Origin of the sequence: Streptomyces sp. NPDC058653, assembly GCF_042716895.1 — a bacterium.
In the GTDB taxonomy this organism is placed as follows: Bacteria; Actinomycetota; Actinomycetes; order Streptomycetales; family Streptomycetaceae; genus Streptomyces.
Window position 1 is genome coordinate 141,002 of the sequence record NZ_JBHXRM010000009.1, and the last position, 20,164, is coordinate 161,165.

Consider the following 20,164-nt stretch of genomic DNA (forward strand, 5'->3'; position numbering starts at 1 on the left):
TGGGGAAGGTGTCATGACTGCAAACGTCGACGGAGTGCCCGAGAAGTTCGCGACGCTCGGGCTGACATACGACGACGTGCTGCTGCTCCCTGGCGCGTCCGACATGGCACCGGACGAGATCGACACCTCCTCGTACATCTCGAAGAACGTCAAGGTGAACATCCCGCTGCTCTCCGCGGCGATGGACAAGGTCACCGAGGCGCGCATGGCGATCGCCATGGCGCGACAGGGCGGCGCCGGCGTACTGCACCGCAATCTGTCGATCGCCGACCAGGCGAACCAGGTCGACCTCGTGAAGCGCTCCGAGTCCGGCATGGTCACCGACCCGATCACGGTCAACCCCGACGCGACGCTCGGCGAGGCGGACCAGCTCTGCGCCAAGTTCCGGATCAGCGGCGTCCCGGTCACCGACCGCTCGGGCAAGCTGCTCGGCATCGTCACCAACCGTGACATGGCCTTCGAGTCGGACCGTACGCGCCAGGTGCGCGAGGTCATGACGCCGATGCCGCTGGTCACCGGCAAGGTCGGCATCTCCGGCGTGGACGCGATGGAGCTGCTGCGCCGCCACAAGATCGAGAAGCTGCCGCTGGTCGACGACTCCGGTGTCCTCAAGGGCCTGATCACGGTCAAGGACTTCGTCAAGGCCGAGAAGTACCCGAACGCCGCCAAGGACGCGGACGGCCGGCTCCTCGTCGGCGCGGCCGTCGGTGTCGCCGGTGACGCGTACGAGCGGGCCCAGGCGCTCATCGAGGCGGGCGTCGACTTCATCGTCGTCGACACCGCGCACGGCCACTCCCGGCTCGTCGGCGACATGGTCGCGAAGATCAAGTCGAACAGCGCCGTCGACGTCATCGGCGGCAACATCGCCACCCGCGACGGCGCCCAGGCCCTGATCGACGCCGGTGTCGACGGCATCAAGGTGGGCGTGGGCCCCGGTTCCATCTGTACGACCCGCGTCGTCGCCGGTATCGGTGTCCCGCAGGTCACCGCGATCTACGAGGCGTCGCTGGCCGCGAAGGCCGCGGGCGTCCCGGTCATCGGCGACGGCGGCCTCCAGTACAGCGGCGACATCGCCAAGGCCCTGGTCGCGGGCGCCGACACGGTGATGCTCGGCTCGCTGCTCGCGGGCTGCGAGGAGTCGCCGGGCGAGCTGATGTTCATCAACGGCAAGCAGTTCAAGTCGTACCGCGGCATGGGCTCGCTGGGCGCGATGCAGACCCGTGGCGAGCAGCGGTCGTTCTCCAAGGACCGCTATTTCCAGGAGGGCGTGGCGTCGGACGAGAAGCTGGTGCCCGAGGGCATCGAGGGCCAGGTGCCCTACCGCGGTCCGCTCTCCTCGGTCGTGCACCAACTGACCGGCGGACTGCGGCAGTCCATGTTCTACGTGGGTGGCCGCACCGTCCCGCAGCTCCAGGAGAACGGCCGGTTCGTACGGATCACCTCCGCGGGTCTCAAGGAGAGCCACCCGCACGACATCCAGATGACGGTCGAGGCGCCGAACTACACCAGGCGCTGACGTCCGGCACATCGGTGAGGGGCGGCCCCGCTCATGTCGGGGCCGCCCCTCACTGTCGTGCCGGGGCGGGTCGGGGATACTGAAGCCGCAGACGTAGAGGAAAGGCCACACATCGTGACTGAGATCGAGATCGGCCGCGGCAAGCGCGGACGCCGGGCGTACGCCTTCGACGACATCGCCGTCGTCCCCAGCCGGCGCACCCGCGACCCGAAGGAGGTCTCGATCGCCTGGCAGATCGACGCCTACCGCTTCGAACTGCCGTTCCTGGCCGCCCCCATGGACTCCGTGGTCTCGCCGAGCACCGCGATCCGCATCGGCGAGCTGGGCGGTCTCGGCGTGCTCAACCTCGAAGGACTGTGGACCCGTTACGAGGACCCGGAGCCCCTGCTGGACGAGATCGCCGAGCTGGACCAGGCGACCGCCAACCGCAGGCTCCAGGAGATCTACTCCGCGCCGATCCAGGAGGAGCTGATCGGGCGGCGCATCAAGGAGGTGCGCGACTCGGGCGTGGTCACGGCCGCCGCGCTGTCGCCGCAGCGAACCGCCCAGTTCTCCAAGGCGGTTGTGGACGCCGGGGTGGACATCTTCGTCATCCGGGGGACGACGGTCTCCGCCGAGCACGTGTCCGGCGCGGCCGAGCCGCTGAACCTGAAGCAGTTCATCTACGAGCTGGACGTCCCGGTCATCGTCGGCGGCTGCGCCACGTACACCGCCTCGCTGCATCTGATGCGGACCGGCGCGGCCGGGGTGCTGGTGGGCTTCGGCGGCGGCGCCGCGCACACCACCCGTAACGTGCTGGGTATCCAGGTGCCGATGGCGACCGCGGTCGCGGACGTCGCCGCCGCCCGGCGCGACTACATGGACGAGTCCGGCGGCCGGTACGTGCACGTGATCGCCGACGGCGGGGTGGGCTGGTCCGGCGACCTGCCCAAGGCCGTGGCGTGCGGTGCGGACGCGGTGATGATGGGCTCCCCGCTGGCGCGCGCGAACGACGCGCCCGGCAAGGGGCGCCACTGGGGCATGGAGGCGGTCCACGAGGACGTGCCGCGCGGCAAGCTGGTGGACCTGGGCATCGTCGGTACGACGGAGGAGGTCCTGACGGGCCCCTCGCACAGCCCGGACGGCTCGATGAACTTCTTCGGCGCGCTCAAGAGGGCGATGGCGACGACGGGTTACAGCGAGCTGAAGGAGTTCCAGCGCGTCGAGGTGACGGTCGCGGACTCGCAGCACAGCCGCTGACGGCGGGCAGGGCGCCCCGGACCGAGCGCGGTCCGGGGCGCTTTCATGTCCACGGGGCACGCGCCGGGGTGAACACGGTTCAGGCGCGGGCGGCCACCGGGGTCAGGCCTTCTTGGCCGCCGAGACCGCGGCGAAAGCGGCGAGGGCGAAGAAGAGGAAGGTCATCGCCTCCTTGCCCGCGTTCCAGGCCTCCGTCAGCAGGCTGAAGTGGTCGAACAGCATGTCCGTCGTCGACAGGCCCAGCTCCTCGGCCGCGATGATCGCGATGCCGAAGATCTGGCCCAGGTAGACGGCGGCCAGCGCGAGCACGGCGCTGGCCACGGCGAGGATCGGGTTGCGTCCGCCGACCTTGCCCGCGACCAGACCGATGACGAAGCCGACGGCGATCGCGGCGAAACCGATCTCGCTCTCGAGCGCCCCGGCGAGGCCGCCGTAGACCGCCGCGGCGGCGATAGCGGTGACGGCCGCCGCCCCCAGCCCGAGGCCCACGTTGTCGCGGACCACCGGCGCCGGCGCGAACGGGTTGCCCGGGCCGGGCGGCACGGGACCGCCGGCGAACGGGTTTCCGGGCGGCTGGAAAGACTGGCTCATATGAAGGATCCCCCCAAGGAATGCCCGCACCGTTGTGCGAGCGCCCTGGACCATAGCAGTCGGCTACGACACCGCCCCAGGCAAATGTCCCCCTGTGGAGGGCGGGTGGGCGCCGCCTCAGAGCCGGTGCGCCGCGCCCGCCGGGCTCGCCCCTCGGGTGTCGAGCAGCAACTGCGCCTTGACGGCCAGTCCTTGGAGGTCGTACGTACGGTGGTGCTGGAGCAGCACCGTCAGATCCGCCTGCGCCGCGGCCTCGTAAAGAGAGTCGGCGCGCCCGACCGGCAGATCGCGGACCCGCCAGTCGGGGACGTACGGGTCGTGGTAGCTGACGGTCGCGCCCAGATCCATCAGCCGGCAGGCGATCTCCGTGGCCGGTGAGCTCTCCTGGTCGGCGTGGTCCTGCTTGTAGGTGACGCCGAGGAGCAGGACGCGGGCGCCGCGCGCGGACTTGCCGTGCTCGTTGAGGAGGGCCGCGCAGCGCTGGATCACATACTGCGGCATGCGCGTGTTGATCTCCTGGGCGAGGCCGACCATGCGCAGCGGGTGACCGGGGGTGCGGCCCGCGTGCGGGAGGTGGCTGGGGTCCATGGGGACTCCGTGGCCGCCCACACCGGGGCCGGGGCGGAAGGCCTGGAAGCCGAACGGTTTCGTCTCGGCGCACCGGATGACGTCCCAGAGGTCGACCCCGAGGTCGTGGCAGAGCACGGCCATCTCGTTGACCAGGGCGATGTTGACGTGTCTGAAGTTGGTTTCGAGGAGCTTGACGGTCTCGGCCTCGCGCGGTCCGCGCGCGCGGACCACCTTGTCGGTGAGGCGTCCGTAGAAGGCGGCGGCCGATTCGGTGCAGGCCGGTGTGAGCCCGCCGATCACCTTGGGGGTGTTGGTGTGGCCGTGGGTGCGCCGGCCGGGGTCGAGGCGGCCGGGGGAGTACGCGAGGTGGAAGTCCCGTCCGGCGCGCAGCCCCGAGCCCTCCTCCAGGATGGTGCGCAGGAACCCCTCCGTGGTGCCGGGGCCCGCCGGTGATTCGAGGAGCACGGTGGTGTGCGGGCGCAGCCGGGCGGCCAGGGCGCGCGCGGCCTCGCCGACGGCCGTGAGATCCAGGGTGCGGTCCGGGCCGAGCGGGGTGGGCGCGCAGATGACGGCGGTACGGACCCGGCCCAGCTCGGTCGGGTTGGTGGTGGGGCGGAAGCCGCCGGAGAGCATGCGGCGGACGTCGGACGCGGTGAGGGAGCCGTCGACCGGGGTGCGGCCCGCCGCCAGTTCGGCGACGGGCCGTGGATCGGAGTCGTACCCGATGGTCTCGATGCCGGCGGCCACCGCGGCCTGGGCGAGGGGGAGGCCGAGATGGCCGAGTCCGATGACGGCGAGGTCTGCGGGCATGTGGGCCGTCCTTTCCCATAACCGGAGTGGACAGAGGGCGCAACCCCTGTGGACAGAATGAGCAAGCGCAATGTCAGACTAGGCGTAAATATGACCGATATGCGTCATTACATGGCCGGACATCGGGGGACATGTCTGCCGATTTGGCGGGTGGGATCCGATCTTCGGCCGGTGTTGTCCACAGCCGGTGGCTGAAGTCGGTGAGTGCGGACAGAATCGAAGAGCCCGAACAACACGGGGGCGACGGGAGGCAGCGGTGAGGACAGCGACACTGGGACCGGAGGAGCGCGCCACGGCTCTGGCGGAGATGGCCGAGCGCGAACTGGACGTGTTGGTCGTGGGCGCGGGTGTGGTCGGTGCCGGGACCGCGCTCGACGCGGTGACCCGCGGACTCTCGACCGGGCTCGTGGAGGCGCGCGACTGGGCCTCGGGGACGTCGAGCCGGTCGAGCAAGCTGATCCACGGCGGCCTGCGCTATCTGGAGATGCTCGACTTCGGCCTCGTCCGGGAGGCGCTCAAGGAGCGCGGACTGCTTCTGGAGCGACTGGCCCCCCATCTGGTGAAGCCCGTGCCCTTCCTCTACCCCTTGCGGCACAAGGGGTGGGAGAGGTTCTACGCGGGATCGGGCGTCGCGCTGTACGACGCGATGTCGGTCTCCTCGGGCCACGGCCGGGGCCTGCCGACGCACCGTCATCTCACCCGCCGCAACGCGCTGCGCGTGGCTCCCGCGCTCAAGAAGGACGCGCTGGTGGGCGCGTTGCAGTACTACGACGCGCAGATGGACGACGCGCGCTATGTGGCCACCTTGGTGCGTACGGCCGCGAGCTACGGCGCGCATGTCGCCAGCAGGGCCCGGGTGGTCGGCTTCCTGCGCGAGGGTGAGCGGGTCGTGGGGGCCCGCGTGCGGGACGTGGACGGCGCCGGGGAGTACGAGATCCGGGCCAAGCAGATCGTCAACGCGACCGGGGTGTGGACCGACGACACGCAGGCGCTGATAGGCGAGCGCGGACAGTTCCACGTCCGGGCGTCGAAGGGCATCCACCTGGTCGTCCCCAAGGACCGCATCCACTCCTCGACCGGACTGATCCTGCGGACCGAGAAGTCGGTGCTGTTCGTCATCCCCTGGGGCAGGCACTGGATCGTGGGCACCACCGACACCGACTGGGACCTCGACAAGGCGCACCCGGCGGCCTCCAGCGCGGACATCGACTATCTCCTCGAACACGTCAACTCGGTCCTCGCCGTGCCCCTGACGCGTGACGACGTGGAAGGGGTGTACGCGGGGCTCCGCCCGCTGCTGGCCGGCGAGTCCGACGCGACGAGCAAGCTGTCGCGCGAGCACACGGTGGCCCACCCCGTGCCGGGCATGGTCGTGGTCGCGGGCGGCAAGTACACGACGTACCGGGTCATGGCCAAGGACGCGGTGGACGAGGCGGTGCACGGACTCGACCAGCGGGTCGCCGACTGCGTGACGGAGGACACCCCGCTGCTCGGCGCCGAGGGCTACCGCGCCCTGTGGAACGCGCGGGCGGGGATCGCGGCGCGGACCGGACTCCATGTGGTGCGCGTGGAGCATCTGCTCAACCGGTACGGCGCGATGGTCGAGGAGCTGCTGACGCTGATCGCGGCCGACCCCGGGCTCGGGGAGCCGCTGGGCGCCGCCGAGGACTATCTGCGGGCCGAGATCGTCTACGCGGCGTCGCACGAGGGGGCGCGCCATCTCGACGACGTCCTGACGCGGCGGACACGGATCTCGATCGAGACCTTCGACCGGGGGACACGCTCCGCGCGCGAGTGCGCGGAGCTGATGGCGCCGGTGCTCGGCTGGGACACCGAGCAGATCGAGAAGGAGGTCGAGCACTACCGCAAGCGGGTGGAGGCGGAGCGCGAGTCGCAGCGTCAGCCGGACGACCTGACGGCCGACGCGGCGAGGCTCGGCGCGCCGGACATCGTGCCCCTGTGAGCTGTCCGGGGTGTCCCCCGAGCCCGGGGAGAATCTCCCGGGCGCTCGGGGGGACTCCCGAGGTGGGACGTCCGAGGTGTTCGAGGCGCCCGGGGTGAGTTGAGGCTGGTGGGGCACCTGTTGCGACGCTTCGACGGAGAATTCCGGGTACCTCTGTTCGAGTCTCGAACAGGGGCATGACCAGCGACGCGGCCCGCCCGGCCCCGCCCAACGGCCCCACGCCGGCCTCTCCTTGGGAACCTGTCCCGGCGGACGGCGGACCCGGGAGCATCGCATGCCCCGGAGTGAGGGACAATGAGGGCTCTGTCAGGGCGCGTTACCGCGCCGCGCGCGGGCAGGCGCCAAGGGCCTGTCTTCGAGCTGGCCTCGTCCGCCCGCAGGGCCGACGGACGACAGTTGACGTCAGGCGCAGGCGCGGGCGGACACCAGGGATCGCAGAGGGGACGCATGGCGGAGGCGGAGCAGTCGCGGGACACGGCGCGGGACCCCGGGAACGACACGGACGACACGGAGCGCGAGGCCTCATCGATCACGGAGGGGCGCCTCCTCGCCGGGCGGTACCGACTCGGTGAGGTGCTCGGCCGCGGTGGAATGGGCACGGTCTGGCGCGCCGTCGACGAGACGCTGGGCCGTACGGTCGCCGTCAAGGAGCTGCGCTTCCCCAGCAGCATCGACGAGGACGAGAAACGCCGGCTCATCACGCGCACCCTGCGTGAGGCCAAGGCGATCGCCCGAATCCGCAGCAACGGCGCGGTCACGGTCTACGACGTCGTGGACGAGGACGACCGGCCGTGGATCGTCATGGAACTCATCGAGGGCAAGTCCCTCGCCGACGTCGTCCGCGAGGACGGCATCCTGACCCCGAGGCGCGCCGCCGAGGTCGGCCTCGCGATCCTCGACGTACTGCGCTCGGCGCACCGCGAGGGCATCCTGCACCGGGACGTGAAGCCGTCCAACGTGCTGATCGCCGACGACGGACGCGTCGTCCTCACCGACTTCGGCATCGCGCAGGTGGAGGGCGACCCGTCGGTCACCTCGACCGGCATGCTCGTCGGCGCCCCCTCGTACATCTCGCCGGAGCGCGCCCGGGGCAAGAAGCCCGGTCCCGCGGCCGACCTGTGGTCGCTGGGCGGACTGCTCTACGCGTCGGTCGAGGGCTGCCCCCCGTACGACAAGGGGTCGGCCATCGCCACCCTCACCGCCGTCATGACCGAGCCGCTCGACCCGCCGAAGAACGCGGGCGCGCTGGAGGAGGTCATCTACGGCCTGCTGGCCAAGGACCCGGCGCTACGGCTCGACGAGCCGGGCGCGAGGGCCCTGCTCCAGGACGTCATCGACGCCCCGGACCCCTCGGAGCTGCCCCGGCAGGCCGCCGACGCGACCCGGGTCGTACCGCTCCCCCCGGTGCCCGCGCCCCGGTCGGGCGGCCGGACGAAGGAAGCCGTCGGCAGCGCGAGCGTCGCCGGCGGCGGGCAGCGGCCCGGCGGGGCGACGGGAGCAGGCGCCGGTGCGGGCGTGGCGGCCGGGTCGCCGTCCGCACCCGCGTCCACACCGGGCGGGGGCACCGCGCGGACCACGGCCACGCGGGCGTCGCTCACCGATGTCGTCCCGCGTCGCACGCTCATGATCATCGCGGGCGTCGTCGTGCTGGCGATCCTCGCCGTCGTCCTGGCCGTCGCCCTCAACGGTGACGGGGAGAGCACGGCCGGGGGCGACACGGGCAAGGACGACACCGCGACATCGGCCGGAGCCACCGCGGGCGACGACGCCAAGGGCGGCGCCGACACGGCGGGCAAGGACAAGCAGCAGGATTCGGCCAAGGACAGCGGTGACGGCAAGGCGTCGGACGACCGGTCGTCGGAGGGCTCCGGCGGCTCCGGCGCGGACGACCCGGCCAAGGGTTCCGACAACTCGGGCACGGACTCCGGCTCCGGTTCGGACGGCAAGGGGCTGCCGGAGGACTTCAAGGTGGTCAAGGACGGGCAGTTCCGCTTCTCCATGGCGATGCCCGACGATTTCCGGCGCACCGGTACGGCGGGCCAGAGTTCGGGCGCCATCTACAGCGAGAGCGGTGAATTCCCTCGTATCCAGATCGACTTCAACGCCAAGCCGACCGATGACGCGAAGCGTGCCTGGGAGCAGCTCGAAACCCAGATAAAGGGCACCCTCGGCAATTACAAGCGCCTGGGGCTCAAGTCGGTGGAGTTCAACGGCTATCCGACCGTCGCCGACTGGGAATTCGAGCGTGACCAGAACGGCGAACGGGTGCGTGTTCTCAACCGCGGTTTCAAGGTCGACGCCACCCATGGCTACGCGATCATGATCACCTGTGAGGCGAGCGAGTGGGACGACGACGAGTGCCGGACGCTCCGTGAGACGGCGTACAGCACTTTCAAGCCGTCCAACTGATCGACGGGCGCGGCGTGAAGGCGTCGCGATGGCGTGAACTGGTGGGCGATACCACCCGTTCCGGTGATTGATGCGACTGTCTGTGGAGCGGCGCGCATGATGACCGGAACGGGCCACGGCCGGGAGCGGCGGGGTGCGCCGGGGCGTACGGGCGCAGGTTGCCGGGAAGGTTAAGACCTGTGTTGCGGCGACCCGGCGGCACATTTGTGTGCGGCCACGTATCGTGAGAACTCGCGGACCGTACGCAGTCACAATGGGCCGGTAAACGACCGGAATTGGCGGTTTCGCGAGGTCTCCGAGGATCCGGAGACCCAGGAACAGCGCGCGTGTTGGGAGGCGTCGTGGACGACTACGCGGGACGGGTGCTTGCCGACCGCTACCGCCTGCCCCTGCCTCCGTCGGACGAGTTCGACCTTGTCGAGACGCGTGCGTTCGACACGTACAGCGGGCAGGAAGTCCTCGTCAGGCAGGTGCCGTTGCCGGAGGTCGTGGACGCCGAGATGGTCGACCCGGACGGCGCCGCGGCCACGCGGCGCGTCTCCGGCCGTACGACCCGCAGGCCCACGGACCCCGCCGTGCGCCGCGCCATCGAGGCCGCGCAGAGCGCCGCGCAGATCCCCGACCACCCACGGCTCGACCAGGTCTTCGACGTCTTCGCCGAAGGCGGCTCGCTGTGGATAGTGAGTGAACTGGTCGCGGCCAGGCCGCTGGCCGCCCTCCTGGCCGAGAAGCCGCTCAACCCCTACCGCGCGGCCGAGATCGCCTCGGACGTGCTCACCGCCGTACGGGTCCTGCACGCCCACGGCTGGACCCACCGCAACATCACCATCCGCACGGTGCTCGTCTGCGACGACGGACGCGTGGTGCTCACCGGCCTCGCGGCCGGCGCGGCCGAGGAGGCGCTCTGCGGCTACATGCCGGTGCCCGCCTCGCCAGAGGCGGGCGGTTTCGACGCCGGTCACCGGCCGGTCGGCGAGATCCCGGGTCCCCTTCCCGGCACCGAACAGCTCCCCGGCCCCCAGACGGGCTTCGGCCTCGGCGGCGGACCGGAGACGGCGGGTCTGACGGCCGGCGGCCCCGGCGCCGCGGGCATCCCCGTGGGCCGGACGGGCACCTCCGAGGCCCTGCCGCCCGGCACCGGCGCGCTGGGCGTACCGGTCGGGCCCGCGTCACCCGGCCGCGCCGCGCTGGAGACCGCCCGCTCGGCGGACGCCCCGTACGGCGACGCGACCTACGGCGACGGCACGTACGGCGGGGGGCCCTACGGCGAAGTCCCCTACAGCCAGGGCCCGTACGGGACCGACGCGTCCGGCCGCCCCCTCGGCGGCCCCTCCCCGGAGACCGGCGAGTCCATCCGCCCCGACGGCGGCCGGGGAGGCACGGAAGGCCCCGACGGCCGGGAGACCCACGGCGGTCCGGGCACGGGCGCCGACAGCGGTACGGGACCGGCCCCCGTCCTCCCGTACACCGGCCGCCCCGCCCTGCCCGCCAACCCCTCCCGAGGCGGCCCGGCGGACACCCGCGCCGCGCGCGCCGGAGCCATCGCCGCCTACCGCGCGGGAGCACGCGCCGCCGCCCGGGTCACCGAGGAGCAGCAGCGCGACAGCGGCACCGTGCCCGCACAGCGCCCCGTGCACCTGTCGGACCCCTCGGCCCCCGCGGGCCGCGCCGGCACCCCGGAGAACCCCCCGGGCGGCGGAGGAACGGCCGGACCCACCCAGAGCGACAACCGTGACCCCGACTGGTGGGCGATGCCGCCCCGCGAGATCGACGCGGGACGCGGCAGGTACGACGAGGACGCCGACGACCCCGACACGGACGACGACGATCCGCACCCGCCCCGCCGGGTCCAACTCGCGGGCACCTGGCACGACGGACCGTCCGCGCCCGGCGACGGCTCCGCCCCGCTGTCCGCCGGCGGCGGCGACCCGTACCGCCAGGCGGGCGGCCACGGCGTACCGGCACTGCCCCCGGCCGGCGGCTCGTCCCCGTACCTCCCTCGGGAGAGCGCGGGCGGCGCGGGCGGCGGCACCTGGCACGGCTCGGGCACCAACGACGCCATGCGCGCCGACGCCCAGCGGCAGTCGTCGAACCTGCCCGCCGTCCCCGGCTCCGCCGCGCCGGCGGGGCGCTGGGACGAGGTCGTCGCGAGCGGCACGACCCCCGCCTACCGGGGCCCCGCCACCCCGCTCGCCGCCGAGCGGGCGCGCCAGGCCCGGATAGCCGTCGTCGGCGCCGTCACCGAGCGGTGGGCGCCCGAGCAGGCCGGCCCGGTCCACGAGAACTGGCAACTCGCCCCGCCCATCGGCCCGTCCACCGACCTGTGGGCGCTCGGCGCCCTGCTCTACCGCGCGGTCCAGGGCCATGCCCCCTACCCGGAGGAGAGCGCCGCCGAGCTGGTCCAGCTCGTCTGCGCCGAACCGCCCGCCTTCGCCGAGGAGTGCGGCCCGCTGCGCCCCGTCGTCGAGTCGCTGCTCCGGCAGGACCCCACGGAGCGGCCGGACTTCGAGGAGCTGCGCGGCTGGCTGCGCTCACTGGTGCGCTCGGCGCCCGAGCCCGACGCGGGGCTCGACGTCGTCGCCGTGCCCTCCGTGGACGAGCGGCTGCCCATCGTGCGCCGCAGGGGCGAGCTGGTGCGCAAGCGCCGTGGCCGCCTCCGTGGCGGCGACGCCGGCCGGCACCGCCACAAGAAGGTCAAGGAGCGCAAGGAGAAGGGCGGCAGATACCCCGAGCGGCGCGGGGCGGCGTCCGCGTCGCACGGCGAGACGTACGTGGAGCCGCGCCCCGAGCAGCCGGACCGCTCGTACCCCGAACGGGACCACCGGGACGACGACTTCGGCGACCGGGAGTACCGGGAGCCCAGGGATCGGCCCAAGGGCGGCGGCTCACCGCGCTCGCTCGGGCGCGTCCTGCTCATCCTGATCCTTGCCCTGATGGTCGCGGCCATCGCCTTCGCCGTGATGTTCCTGCCGAAGGCCGACGAGGGGCAGTCGCAGAACGGCGCGGGCGCGAATCCGAGTGCGCCGGCGGCGCCGGGGCAGCCGGAGAATACCGACACGACCCCGGACAGCGGCGCCGGCAAGCCGGAGGATTCCAACTCCTCGACGCCACAGACCTCCGCGCCGCCGGCCGACCTCGGGGACGGGTATGTCCTGCGCAAGGACACCGAGGGCTTCGACATCGGCGTGGACAAGACCTGGGAGCGCCGGCCGATCAACGACAGCGGCCAAGTCCGTTACGTACGGGGCGACTACTCCCTCATCGTCGTGCCGGGACGCGACACCGTGGCCGACAACGGCGACGACCCGATGGCCTACCAGCGGGACAAGGAGCGGGAGTTGCAGCCGTTCCGCGACTCGTCCTGGGCCACCTCGTCGGGGCTGCGCCGTATCGACGTCGGCAAACAGCCCATGGCCGAGGGGCAGTTCACCTGGCAGAGCAGCAGCGGACACGAGGTCTACGTCCGTAACCTCGTCATGATCGTCAAGGGCAGCTACCACATCATCCAGGTCATCGGCCCGGAGAACGAGCGGGACAAGGTCTCCGAGATCTACCAGCAGGCGACCGGCTCCTACCGGGTCACCCGCTGACCGGCCCACCCCCGACCGCTCACCCGACGCGCCCGCCGAATGTCCACCGGCCCCTCGCCGAAGGGCTCCTGACGGACCGTCCGGCCGCACCGTTCGTGTCACGGTGCGGTTTCATGGGCGGGCCCAGGTTCCGTGTCGGCGCCTCCGCTCCGTAACCTGTCATTCCGAGGCACAGGCGGGGGCACCAGGCGGGGGCACGTGGAAGACTCTGAGGAAACGCGCGAGGGCCAGATGCTCGCCGGGCGCTACAGGCTCGGCGAGGCCATCGGCAGAGGCGGCATGGGCCAGGTGTGGCGGGCCTACGACGAACTCCTCAACAGGACAGTCGCCGTCAAGGAGTTGACGGCTGCGCTGTACGTCTCCGAGGCCGACCGCGCCGTGCTGCACGCCCGCACGCAGAAAGAGGCCAGAGCGGCGGCCCGGATCAGCCATCCCGCCGTGGTGACGGTCCATGACGTGCTCGACCACGGAGGCCGGCCGTGGATCGTCATGCAGTACGTGGACGGCCCCTCGCTCGCCGACGCGCTCAAGTCCGACCCCGTCGTCGTACGGGAGGCGGCCCGGATCGGCCTCCAGGTGCTCGGCGCGCTGCGCGCCGCACACGCGGCCGGGGTGCTGCACCGGGACGTCAAGCCGGGCAACGTGCTGCTCGCCCGGGACGGCCGCGTACTGCTCACGGACTTCGGGATCGCCGCCATCGAGGGCGACTCGGCCATCACCCGGACCGGTGAACTCGTCGGCTCCATCGACTATCTGGCCCCCGAGCGGGTGCGCGGAAACGATCCGGGACCGGCCTCCGACCTGTGGTCGCTGGGCGCGACGCTGCACACGGCGGTGGAAGGGACGTCACCGTTCCGCCGTACGTCGGCGGTGGCCACCATGCAGGCCGTGATCACCGACGACCCGCCGGCCTGCGTACGCGCCGGGGCGCTCGCCCCCGTGATCGCCGCGCTGCTCCACAAGGACCCGGCGGCCCGGCCCGACGCCGCCGAGACCGAGCGGATGCTGCGGGAGGTGCTGGAGGGGCGGGAGCCCGCGACGGCGCGGCCCGAGGCCGCCACGGGCCCGGTGCCGCCCCACGTACCGCACCAGCAGGACCAGCGGCAGGCCCAGGCCGGCCAGCAGCACCCGCAGACCCCACACCCGCAGGCCCAGACACAGCACCCGCAGCACACCCCGTCGCCGTACCCCTCCCCGTACGGGCACACCCCGCCGCACGCGTACCCGAACACGACCAATCCCGGGACCGGCGCCCCGCCCGCCGGGAAGAGCCGCTGGCCCGTGGTGGTCGTCGCGATCGTCGCCGCCGCTCTGATCGGCGGCGTCGGCGCGTACGTCGCGATCGAGGCCGGGAACAGGGACGACACGGGCACGAGCGCCGGCGCGGACCAGGACCCGAGCGGCGGATCGTCGGACGATGGCAAGGACCAGGCCGGGAACGGCGGCACCGGCGGCAGCGCCGGCGACGACGGCAAGGGCGGCCAGGACAGCACCGGCGGTGAGGACAGCACGAGTGGCGAGGACAGCACCGGCGGTGAGAACACCGGCGGCGACGCCGTCCCCGACGGCTGGGTGCGGGTGGACGATCCGGCCGGCTTCAGCCTCATCGTCCCCGAGGGCTGGCGGCGCCAGATGGACGGCGACCAGATCGACTACACCCCCGACCACGGGGTCCACTTCCTGCGTATCGCCGTCGACACCACACCGGACTTCGAGAATCCGTACCAGCACATGAAGAACATGGAGAAGGAGGTCGGCCGGCTGCCCGACTACCAGCTGGTCGACATGCATCCCAACACCTTCCGGGGCCAGACGAAGGCCGCGCTCTGGGAGTTCACCTGGACCGAGGACCAGGGGCAGAAGGGGAAGCGCCGCGCGATCGACCAGATGTACTTCTCGGCCGACGACTCGACCGAGTACGCGCTCTACATGTCGGGTCCCGCCGACGACTGGAACACCACGCGCGAGCAGTTCGACATCATGCTCGGCGGCTGGCGGCCGGACGGCGGGGGAGGCTCGGCCGACGCGGGCACCTCCGACAGCCCGGGCACCTCGGACCGCTCGGACAGCGCGAGCGAGTGAGCGCGTGCGTGGGGTGCCCGCGTGGGTGCGCGAGCCCCTGCCGCGCATGAGCGAAACCGTGATGTCACGGCTCTGCACCCGCTGCCGCCCCGTGGTGGCCAGAGAGATGTGCCTTCCGTAAAGATGTGGCCATGACGAACGACGGGGGACGGGCGAACGAGCCCACCAGCTACGGACTTCGACCGCCGCAGCCGCAGCCGCCTGCGCAGGCGCCGGGACCGTATCCGCCGCACCAGGGGCAGCCGCCGCAGGTGCCGCCCCAGGCCCCCCAGCCCCCGCAGGGCTCCCCGTACCAGCCGACCCAGCGGACCCCGCAGGACCCCGGTGCGCCCGACCCGTCGGCCGGACGCCTGCTGGGCGGCCGGTACCGGCTCGTCTCGCGGCTCGGGCACGGCGGTATGGGCACCGTCTGGCTGGCGCACGACGAGGTCGTGGACCGCGACGTCGCGGTCAAGGAGCCCCGGGTGCCGGAGCATCTGAGCGCCCAGGAACGCGACACCGTCCACCGGCGGATGCGGCGCGAGGCGACCTCCGCCGCCCGGATCGACCACCCCTCGGTCGTCACGATGCACGACGTGGTCGTCGAGGACGCCAAGCCGTGGATCGTCATGGAGCTGGTGCGCGGCCACTCGCTCGCCGACCGTCTCCAGGAGGGCACGCTCGATCCGCGCGAGGCCGCCAGGATCGGGCTCGACGTACTGAACGCGCTCACCGCCGCCCACGAGGCCGGTGTGCTGCACCGCGACGTGAAGCCGGACAACGTCCTGCTCGGGCGGGGCGACCGCGTCGTGCTCAGCGATTTCGGCATCGCCCAGGTCGAGGGCCAGCAGGGGCTCACCGAGACGGGTGCCTTCGTCGGCTCACCGGAGTTCATCGCGCCCGAGCGGGTGCTCGGCCAGCGCCCCGGCCCCGAGTCGGACCTCTGGTCGCTGGGCGTCGTGCTGTACGCGGCGGTCGAGGGGATGTCCCCGTACCGCCGCTCCAACATCCCCGCGACGCTCCAGGCCGTGCTCTCCGCCGAGCCGCAGATACCGGCCCGGGGGTCCGGCGCCTTCGGTACGGTCGTGATGCAGCTCCTGCGCAAGGACCCGGCGGCACGTCCCTCCGCCGCCGAGGTGCGCGCGGTGCTGGAGTCGGTGGCGCGTCCGCCGCAGCTGTCGCCGGAGGTGACGAACCTCTACCGGGGCGCTACCAACGGCGCCCCGCCCACCGGCAGCAAGTGGGTCCCGCCGGTCCTGCACCGCAACCGGCCCGCGCAGTACGGCCTCGGCGCCGGCGTCCTCGCGGTGGCCCTCGTGGCGGGGCTGGTCCTCCTCGACCCGTTCGGGGGCGGCGAACTGCCGGATGGCTGGGAGATCCGCTCCGAGGTGGAGATCCTCGACGCCAAGATCGCCGTCCCGGAGGACTACCGGCGCTCCCAGGACAGTCTGACCGCGGACAGCCGCGTCACCTTCCGCGATCCGAGCGGTGTCTTCACCGTCTCCATGGACCAGGTCCAGCAGAAGCCGGACAACGAGATCCTGGCGCCGGAGAAGGCGGTCTGGGAGAGGTACTACGAGGGCGGCGGGGACAACGGTACGGAGATCAAGGAGGCGCGGTACCAGAGCAAGAAATCGTCGTTCCCGGGCTCGGACAAGGCCTTCGACAACATCGTCGACTTCGTGCCGTACTCGGACTCCTCCGAGGCCCCGATCCGCTACCGCTACCACGAGCTGATCGTCCCCGGCACCGACGACGTGCACTGGCGGCTCCGGGTGGCGATGCCGGCCGACGGCGAGGCCGTGACGGACGGCGAGGAGCTCTTCTCGAACGTGGTCGAGCACCTGGAGATCGACAGCAAGTACCTGCCCTAAGGTGTTACCGGCGGGTACCCAAAGTTCCGGATGCGGCATACCCTCGCCCTCATGACGGACTCACAGGCCCCCACGACCAATCCCGTGGCTCCGGTGCCCGCCGGCGTGCGCACCGCCGCCGACGTGGTCACTCCCGAAGTGCTCGCCCAGCTCATCAGGGACGTCGTGGGTTCCGGCCGGACCGCGAACCACGCCCCGGCCACCGGCGAGAAGCTCGCCGACCTGCCCGAGTCCACCCCCGAGGACGTCGCCGAGGCCTTCGCGCGCGCCCGCGTCGCGCAGCACGTCTGGGCGGCGACCTCCGTACGGAAGCGCGCCGCCGTCCTGCTCCGCTTCCACGATCTCCTGCTGGAGCGGCAGGCCGAGGTGCTCGACCTCATCCAGCTGGAGACCGGCAAGGCGAGGCTCCACGCGCACGAAGAGGTCCAGTCCGTGGCCGTCGCCGCCCGCCACTACGGGCGCAAGGCCCCCTCGTATCTGCGGCCGAGACGGCACACCGGCGCCGTCCCCCTCCTGACCAAGGTCACCGAGCACCGGCAGCCGCGCGGGGTCGTCGGCCAGATCGTGCCCTGGAACTACCCGCTGGAGCTCTCCGTCGGGGACGCCCTGCCCGCCTTCGTCGCGGGCAACGCCGTGGTGATGAAGCCGGACACCGAGACCGCGCTCACCGCGCTGTGGGCGCGTGATCTGCTGGTCGAGGCCGGGCTGCCGGCCGGGGTGTTCCAGGTGGTGATCGGCGAGGGCGGGGTCGTCGGGCCCGAGGTCGTCGAGCGCGGCGACTACATCTCGTTCACCGGCTCGACCCGCACCGGCCGCGAGGTCGCGCAGAGCGCGGCCGGCCGGCTCGTCGGCGCCTCCCTCGAACTCGGCGGCAAGAACGCCATGCTGGTCCTGCGTGACGCCGACATCGAGAAGGCCGCCGCCGGGGCGGTACGCGCCTGCTTCTCCGGCGCCGGCCAACTCTGCATCTCCATCGAGCGGTTGTACGTCCACGAATCGGTCGCCGACGCGTTCGTCGAGCGGTTCGTCGCGCGTACGAAGGCGATGCGCCTCGGCAGCGCGCTCGCGTACGGCGCGGACATGGGCTCACTCGTCGGCGAACACCAGCTGGAGACCGTCCGCGCCCATGTCGAGGAGGCCGTGGCCAAGGGCGCCACCGTCCTCGCGGGCGGCGTCGCGCGCCCCGACATCGGACCGTACTTCTACGAGCCGACCGTCCTTGAGGGCGTCGAGGCGCCGATGTCGGTCTGCACCGAGGAGACCTTCGGGCCGGTCGTCTCCCTCTACCGGTTCACCGACGAGGACGAGGCCGTGGAGCTGGCCAACTCCACCCCGTACGGGCTCAATTCGAGTGTCTGGACACGGGACGGCAGGCGCGGGCACGCGATCGCCACCCGGCTGCGCACCGGCACCGTCAACATCAACGAGGGTTACGCCCCCGCGTACGGCAGCGTCCGCGCGCCGATGGGCGGCATGAAGGATTCGGGCCTCGGCCGCAGGCACGGCTCCGAGGGCATTCTCAAGTTCACCGAGGTACAGACCGTCGCGCAGCAGCGCGTGCTGCCGATGGCTCCGTCGATGGGCATGGACGACGAGAGGTACGCGGCGTTCATGACCCGGAGCCTGCGCGCGCTCAAGGCCTCGCGGCTGCGCTGATTCGAAGAAGGAGAGCCGATGTCAGGGGAGACCCGTGCCCGGGACCCGGAGGACGAGCGCGAGGACGCGGCGGACGGTGGGGCCGGGCCCGACAGCGACGACGGCTACGACTTCGACGTCGTCGTCGTCGGATCGGGCTTCGGCGGCGCGGTCTCGGCGCTGCGGCTGACCGAGAAGGGCTACCGCGTCGGTGTCCTCGAAGCCGGCCGCCGCTTCACACCCGGGACCCTCCCCAAGAACTCCTGGGACATCAAGAACTACCTCTGGGCCCCGGCCCTCGGCCTCTTCGGCATCCAGCGGGTCCATCTCCTCGGCAATGTGATGGTCCTGGCGGGGGCCGGTGTCGGCGGCGGCTCGCTCAACTACGCGAACACGCTGTACGTGCCGCCGAAGGCGTTCTTCGAGGACAGGCAGTGGGCGGACATCACCGACTGGGAGGCCGAACTCGCCCCGTACTACGACCAGGCCCGCCGCATGCTCGGCGTCAGGCTCAACCCGACCATGACCCCCTCCGACGTCCATCTCAAGGCGACCGCACAGGCGATGGGCGTGGGCGACACCTTCCACCTCGCACCGGTCGGTGTGTTCTTCGGCGACGGCAAGGACGCCGGCGGTACGGAGCGGGCCGAGCCGGGCGCCACCGTCGGCGACCCGTACTTCGGCGGCGCGGGCCCCTCCCGCAGGGCCTGTTCGCAGTGCGGCGAGTGCATGACCGGCTGCCGCCACGGCGCCAAGAACACCCTCAACGAGAACTACCTCCACCTTGCCGAACAGGCCGGGGCCGTCATCCGCCCCATGACGACCGTGGTCGAGATCACCGAGGACCCGGCCAGCGGCCACCGCGTCGCGACCGTCCCCACCCATCGGCGCAGGTCCGCGCCACGGGTGCTGCGCGCCCGCCAGGTCGTCGTCGCGGCGGGGACGTACGGGACGCAGACGCTGCTGCACACCATGAAGGACCGGGGCCGGCTGCCCCGGCTCTCCGACCGGCTCGGTGAGCTGACCCGTACCAACTCCGAGGCGCTGGTGGGCGCCCGGACCACCGACCGGCGCTACCGGAAGCGACACGGCGCCGCAGGGGGCGGGGCGGACTTCACCCGGGGTGTCGCCATCACCTCCTCCTTCCATCCCGACGCCGACACCCATGTGGAGCCCGTGCGTTACGGCAAGGGCTCGAACGCGATGGGCTCGCTCTCGATACTCCAGGTCCCCTACAGCGAGAACGGCCGCCGCATTGCCGGCTGGCTCGGCAACATGGCCAGACACCCCGTCCGCGCGGCCCGTTCACTCTCCTACCGGCGCTGGTCGGAGCGGACCATCATCGGTCTGGTGATGCAGTCCGTCGACAACTCGCTGACGACCTACCGCCGACAAGGGGGCATCGGCAAAGGACTGCTGACGGCCCGTCAGGGTCATGGCGCGCCCAACCCCACGCAGCTCGCGGAGGGTACGCGAACGGCGACCCTCCTCGCCGAGGAGATCAACGGCTTCGCCGGCTCGAACGTCGGTGAGCTGATGGGCACCCCGCTGACCGCGCACTTCCTGGGCGGCTGCCCGATCGGGGCGGACGCGGAGCACGGCGTCGTCGACCCGTACCACCGGCTCTACGGACACCCGGGCATCTCGGTCGTCGACGGGTCGGCGGTCTCGGCGAACCTCGGCGTCAACCCGTCGCTCACCATCACCGCGCAGGCCGAGCGCGCGATGTCCTTCTGGCCCAACAAGGGGGAGCGGGACCCGCGTCCGGAGCAGTCGGCGGGGACCGCGTACGTACGGCGGGAGGCGGTCGCGCCGAAGTCACCGGCGGTCCCGGCGTCGGCGTTCGGGGCGCTGAAACTGCCGTTCCTCGGGCTGCCGGCGGTGCCGCCGAAGAGCCCGCCGTAGA

At 72.1% G+C, this 20,164-nt stretch carries 11 protein-coding genes; 9 read left to right on the forward strand and 2 right to left on the reverse strand.

Annotated elements, in window-relative coordinates; all coding sequences use genetic code 11:
- Positions 1-13: 13 nt before the first annotated feature.
- Positions 14-1,516 (forward strand): IMP dehydrogenase, encoded by a 1,503-nt coding sequence (guaB, locus tag ACFWU9_RS11060; RefSeq protein ID WP_384316523.1) that lies wholly within the window; start codon positions 14-16, stop codon positions 1,514-1,516.
- A gap of 114 nt (positions 1,517-1,630) precedes the next feature.
- The gene (locus ACFWU9_RS11065) at positions 1,631-2,755 is read left to right on the forward strand and encodes a GuaB3 family IMP dehydrogenase-related protein (RefSeq protein WP_384316525.1); all 1,125 of its coding nucleotides are present in this window, start codon (positions 1,631-1,633) and stop codon (positions 2,753-2,755) included.
- Positions 2,756-2,857: 102 nt separating this feature from the next.
- On the opposite strand, the gene ACFWU9_RS11070 is transcribed toward ACFWU9_RS11065, so the two are convergent.
- Together ACFWU9_RS11070 and ACFWU9_RS11075 are read right to left on the reverse strand one after the other, a co-directional pair.
- Positions 2,858-3,346: a hypothetical protein gene (locus ACFWU9_RS11070; protein WP_384316527.1), complete on the reverse strand. Its 489-nt coding sequence runs from the start codon at positions 3,344-3,346 to the stop codon at positions 2,858-2,860.
- 117 nt (positions 3,347-3,463) lie between these two features.
- Complete coding sequence (locus ACFWU9_RS11075) at positions 3,464-4,726, reverse strand: nucleotide sugar dehydrogenase (protein ID WP_384316529.1); 1,263 nt, start codon at positions 4,724-4,726, stop codon at positions 3,464-3,466.
- 256 nt (positions 4,727-4,982) lie between these two features.
- Here ACFWU9_RS11075 and ACFWU9_RS11080 point away from each other — a divergent pair, with 256 nt between their 5' ends.
- From ACFWU9_RS11080 to ACFWU9_RS11110, 7 genes are all read left to right on the forward strand, one after another.
- The gene (locus ACFWU9_RS11080; RefSeq protein ID WP_384316531.1) at positions 4,983-6,689 is read left to right on the forward strand and encodes a glycerol-3-phosphate dehydrogenase/oxidase; all 1,707 of its coding nucleotides are present in this window, start codon (positions 4,983-4,985) and stop codon (positions 6,687-6,689) included.
- A gap of 447 nt (positions 6,690-7,136) precedes the next feature.
- Positions 7,137-9,098, forward strand: a complete 1,962-nt coding sequence (locus ACFWU9_RS11085) for a serine/threonine-protein kinase (protein WP_384316533.1) — start codon at positions 7,137-7,139, stop codon at positions 9,096-9,098.
- Positions 9,099-9,439: 341 nt separating this feature from the next.
- Positions 9,440-12,688, forward strand: coding sequence for a protein kinase (locus ACFWU9_RS11090; RefSeq protein ID WP_384316605.1), 3,249 nt, complete (start codon positions 9,440-9,442; stop codon positions 12,686-12,688).
- 198 nt (positions 12,689-12,886) lie between these two features.
- Positions 12,887-14,770 (forward strand): protein kinase, encoded by a 1,884-nt coding sequence (locus ACFWU9_RS11095; protein ID WP_384316535.1) that lies wholly within the window; start codon positions 12,887-12,889, stop codon positions 14,768-14,770.
- A 131-nt stretch (positions 14,771-14,901) separates the two neighbouring features.
- The gene (locus ACFWU9_RS11100) at positions 14,902-16,623 is read left to right on the forward strand and encodes a serine/threonine-protein kinase (protein ID WP_384316537.1); all 1,722 of its coding nucleotides are present in this window, start codon (positions 14,902-14,904) and stop codon (positions 16,621-16,623) included.
- Between the two features lie 51 nt (positions 16,624-16,674).
- Entirely contained in the window at positions 16,675-18,279 is a 1,605-nt protein-coding gene (locus ACFWU9_RS11105; RefSeq protein WP_384316539.1) for a succinic semialdehyde dehydrogenase, read from the forward strand.
- A gap of 18 nt (positions 18,280-18,297) precedes the next feature.
- Positions 18,298-20,163: a GMC oxidoreductase gene (locus ACFWU9_RS11110; RefSeq protein ID WP_384316541.1), complete on the forward strand. Its 1,866-nt coding sequence runs from the start codon at positions 18,298-18,300 to the stop codon at positions 20,161-20,163.
- Position 20,164 lies beyond the last annotated feature (1 nt).